Annotated in this window: 3 protein-coding genes; 2 read left to right on the top strand and 1 reads right to left on the bottom strand. The window is 70.1% G+C overall.

Translation table 11 applies throughout. The features are described from left to right. Positions 1-1,753: nitrate- and nitrite sensing domain-containing protein (locus tag ABD323_RS33155; RefSeq protein WP_344445765.1), on the bottom strand; the 1,753-nt coding region annotated here is incomplete at its 3' end. Between the two features lie 587 nt (positions 1,754-2,340). Between ABD323_RS33155 and ABD323_RS33150 the strand changes: the two genes are divergently transcribed. Together ABD323_RS33150 and ABD323_RS33145 are read left to right on the top strand one after the other, a co-directional pair. Continuing rightward, entirely contained in the window at positions 2,341-2,562 is a 222-nt protein-coding gene (locus ABD323_RS33150) for a hypothetical protein (protein ID WP_344445764.1), read from the top strand. Positions 2,563-2,713: 151 nt separating this feature from the next. Next, positions 2,714-3,532: a fumarylacetoacetate hydrolase family protein gene (locus ABD323_RS33145; RefSeq protein ID WP_425556247.1), complete on the top strand. Its 819-nt coding sequence runs from the start codon at positions 2,714-2,716 to the stop codon at positions 3,530-3,532. The last annotated feature ends 293 nt before the right edge of the window (positions 3,533-3,825 follow it).

The raw sequence follows: 3,825 nt of genomic DNA, 5'->3' as shown, positions 1-3,825 counted from the left end.
TGCGCTCGTACTGCTCCACCTCGGAGGCCGCGGCGCGCAGCACGTCGACCAGCGGGACCGGGCGGGTCCAGCGGCGGCCGGGGTCCTCACCGGCGAGGACGAGCAGGTTCTCACCGTTGCGGCGCATGCGGGTCGCGAGGTGGTCGAGCTTGAAGAGGCTGGCCAGCTGGTCGGGGTCGGCCTCGCGGCTCTCGAGCTCGGAGATCAGCGACAGCTGGCGCTGGATGAGGCCCTGGCTGCGGCGCGAGAGGTTGGTGAACATCGCGTTGATGTTGCCTCGCAGCAGCGCCTGTTCGGCGGCGAGGCGTACGGCCTCGCTGTGCACCATGTCGAAGGCGTGCGCCACGTGGCCGATCTCGTCGGACGAGTCGACACCGACCGGCTCGACGGTGACGTCGACGTCGTGCGGGTCGCTCTCGGAGAGCGTCTTGACCAGCTCGGGCAGTCGCCGCTCGGCGACGTCCTCGGCGGCGGTCTGCAGCTTGGTCAGCGAGCGCACCATCGAGCGGGCCACCAGGGCGGCGCCGATGACGGCGACGAGCAGCACCAGGGCGATCAGCACACCGTTGAGGATGGTGTCGTTGTCGGCCTGGGCCTGCAGGCTCTGGGCCTTGCCCTTGAGCTCCTCGAGCAGCTGGTTCTCGATGCCGCGCTCGGTGGCGATCCGGACGCTGGCCTGGTCGTACCAGTCCTTGTAGCCGTTGCTCTGGACCTGCTTGATGCCGTTGGCCTGCAGCACCTGGCGGGCGAACCGGTCGGAGAGGGTGATCTCCGAGTTGTAGCTCAGCCGGGCGAGCAGCTTCTGGGCCGGCGTGGTGCCGTAGATCGCGCTGAAGTTGGTGACCGCGTTCAGCGAGGAGGTCTGCAGACGGACACCGAAGCTCTGGTCCGAGGTGGAGAGGTCGGGGCCGTTGGGGCCCGGCCGGGCGAGCGCGGCGCTGATCAGCGCGCGCTGCATCGAGCTGCTCTCCTTCTCCAGCGAGAACTGCTGCAGTGCCCGGGTGGCCTTGACCAGGTCGGGGTTGGAGGAGGCGAGCGCGATGTCCTGGCTGATCGACAGCAGGTCCTTGATGATCGTGTCGTAGGACGCGACCGTGGCCTCGATGTTGTCGATCTGCGTGTAGGCGTTGTTGCGGAACTGCGAGAGCAGCAGCATGTCGCTTCGGACCTGCATGAGCAGCGAGTTGCCGCCGGACAGGTCCATGCCGTCGAAGCTGTCGGCGCGCGCGTTGTACGCCTTGCTCAGGTCGTCCGTCTTCTTGCGCGCGGTGGTGACGTCGTCGTCCTGCACGCCCTGCTTGGCGGTCAGCGGGCCGGCGCTGATGTCGCGCTCGTTCTCCAGCGCGTCGGCCAGCGCGGTGGCCTTGGAGGCCAGGTCGCTCAGGCTCGCCATCTGGGCCAGCTGCTGGGAGCTCTGCACCGAGCTGGAGATGCGCAGGCCACCGAGGGCCAGCGCGACCACCACGGGGAGCAGCAGCAGCGCGATCAGCCGGGTGCGGATGCGCCAGTTGCGCATCCGCAGTCGGCCGAAACCGGTGGCCCGGCGGCGGGTCAGCGAGCCGCGCAGCCGCGCACGGGTGCCCGCACGGCCGTCGGCCGCGCCGTCCTCGGTGCCGGACTCGGGTTCGGGGGCCCCGCTCGTCAGCCGGTCGCCCAGGAGGGGGTCCGGCTCCGACTGATGGGGGGCAGCTACGGGCTCGGGCGACTCCGGGTGGCCTGCGGCGCCGCTACCCCTTTTGAAACGTCCCTGCACTGGCGTCGCAACCTCTGGACCGGGCGCCCCTCCGCGTTGCCGAGGACGGGGCGGTGTCGAGTTTCGTCTCGCATCCCGGCCGATCCGGGAATGCACGCGTGCCGCCGTGGGTAGCCCCTCAGCACTGCGGATGGACCGGCGGGCGGTCGATGGGATCGCGGTTCGCGGTGTTCGCAGTGCCAGGGAGGGTTTGCCTCCGGCGGTTCGTGGCATTCCAGCACAGCGAGGGGACTCCAACAAGGGGCGGGGTGGCGGCCGGGCCGGTGCTACCGAGTGCGCGCGGCGCCTCACGGACGGTGCCTCCGGGGGAGCGAATACCGCACTTTTCGGACACCGCACGGCCGGTTGGCCGAGAGTCGCCGATGCGGGAGGCTCCTGGTTTGTCCGGTACTTCGCTATTGTCGGAATTTACTTCTTGGGTGAAATATCCAATATGGGGGCCTTCTTCAGCGAATTGTGAGCAAACTCACAGGCTAATGTGTAGCTTTGGTCACGGTCTCTGTGGAAAGAGATCCCTACGCTGGCTCGTTGTAGACGCGTCAGTAGCTCCGCCCCTGCCGGGGCGCCCCAACCCGAGGTGTGAAGCGATGTCCCAGATGCCGGCCAAGTCGGTCCCCAAGTCGACGCTCGGCTCCCGCCCGACGGCCAACCCGCGCCGGACGACCCTGGCCTCGGTGGCGGACTTCAGCCAGCTGCCGGGTGCGCGCACCTCCGGTGAGCCGGTCGAGTACGCCTCCGAGCTGCCCACCAGCACCGCCAACCCGCGGCGCACCATCCTGATGACGGTGCCCGAGCAGCAGCAGGGCTGATCCGCCCCGCCGTCGCGGGCGCCCGGCCCCCGCGGCCGGTTCCGTGCAGCAGCGCCCGAGGGCGCCGTCACCCCTGGTGGCGGCGCCCTCGCCCGTTGGTCGCCCGCTAGCCTGGAGCCGCATCGACACCGCACCGAGAGGCACCCCCACCGTGCGCATTGCCAGGTTCGCCGTCCGCGAAGGCCGTTCTGCCAGAGAGGGAGGGCTGGCCGCGGGCAGCGTCTCCTTCGGGGTGGTGGAGGGTGACGCCTCCCAGCCGCAGTCCCTGGTGGTGCACGCGCTGGCCGGCCACCCCTTCGGCCAGCCCCAGCCGACCGGGGAGAGCTTCCGGCTGGCGGAGGTCCGGCTGCTGACCCCGATGCTGCCCAGCAAGATCGTCGCGGTCGGCCGCAACTACGCGGCGCACGCCGCCGAACTGGGCCACGACGTCCCCGAGGTCCCGCTCACCTTCTTCAAGCCCTCCACCGCGGTGATCGGCCCCACCGAGTCGATCGCCTACCCGCCGTTCTCCTCGGACGTGCAGTACGAGGCGGAGCTCGCCGTGGTGATCGGCCGGATGTGCCGCGAGGTCCCGGTCTCCCGGGTGCCCGAGGTGATCCTCGGTTACACCTGCGCCAACGACGTGACCGCGCGTGACGTGCAGCAGCGCGAGGGCCAGTGGGCCCGGGCCAAGGGCTTCGACACCTCCTGCCCGCTCGGCCCGTGGATCGAGACCGACCTCGACCCGGCCGACCTGGCGGTCACCTGCACGGTCAACGGCGAGCTGCGCCAGGACGGCCGCACCTCGCAGATGGTCCGCTCGGTGGCGGAGCTGGTGGCGCACGTCTCCGAGGCCATGACGCTGCTGCCGGGCGACGTCATCCTCACCGGCACCCCCGCCGGGGTCGGTCCGCTGGCCGTCGGCGACGAGGTCGCCGTGCACATCGAGGGCATCGGCACGCTGGCCAACAAGGTGGTCGCCCGCGGCTGATCGGCCCGGTGGGCCGGGCGCCTGAGGGCGCATCGGGCCTGGTCGTGGCGGACGGCTGTGACCAGGCCCGCGGCCTGCCTGCGGTTATCGATTTTGGAGCGGGGCCGGGCGTCGGGTAATGTTCTTTCTGCGCCGCCCGCAAGGGAACGGAGAGGGACCAGAGACCTCGCCAGGAACGACCGAGCGGAGCCCGGCGCAAGCATCGAGCAAGACCCCGAGCAGGGGTTGCGTTCTGATGGGGTATGGTGTAATTGGCAGCACGAGTGATTCTGGTTCATTTAGTCTAGGTTCGA

This window comes from Kitasatospora nipponensis, from assembly GCF_039528135.1.
GTDB classification, from domain to species: Bacteria; Actinomycetota; Actinomycetes; order Streptomycetales; family Streptomycetaceae; genus Kitasatospora; species Kitasatospora nipponensis.
The sequence above is the reverse complement of the archived record's forward strand: the minus strand, read 5'-3'. Positions and strand labels throughout refer to the sequence as shown.

What these genes read in the sequence shown, in the direction of transcription:
- ABD323_RS33150 (WP_344445764.1), top strand. Translation starts at nt 2,341, where the DNA reads ATGTCCCAGATGCCGGCCAAGTCGGTCCCCAAGTCGACGCTCGGCTCC.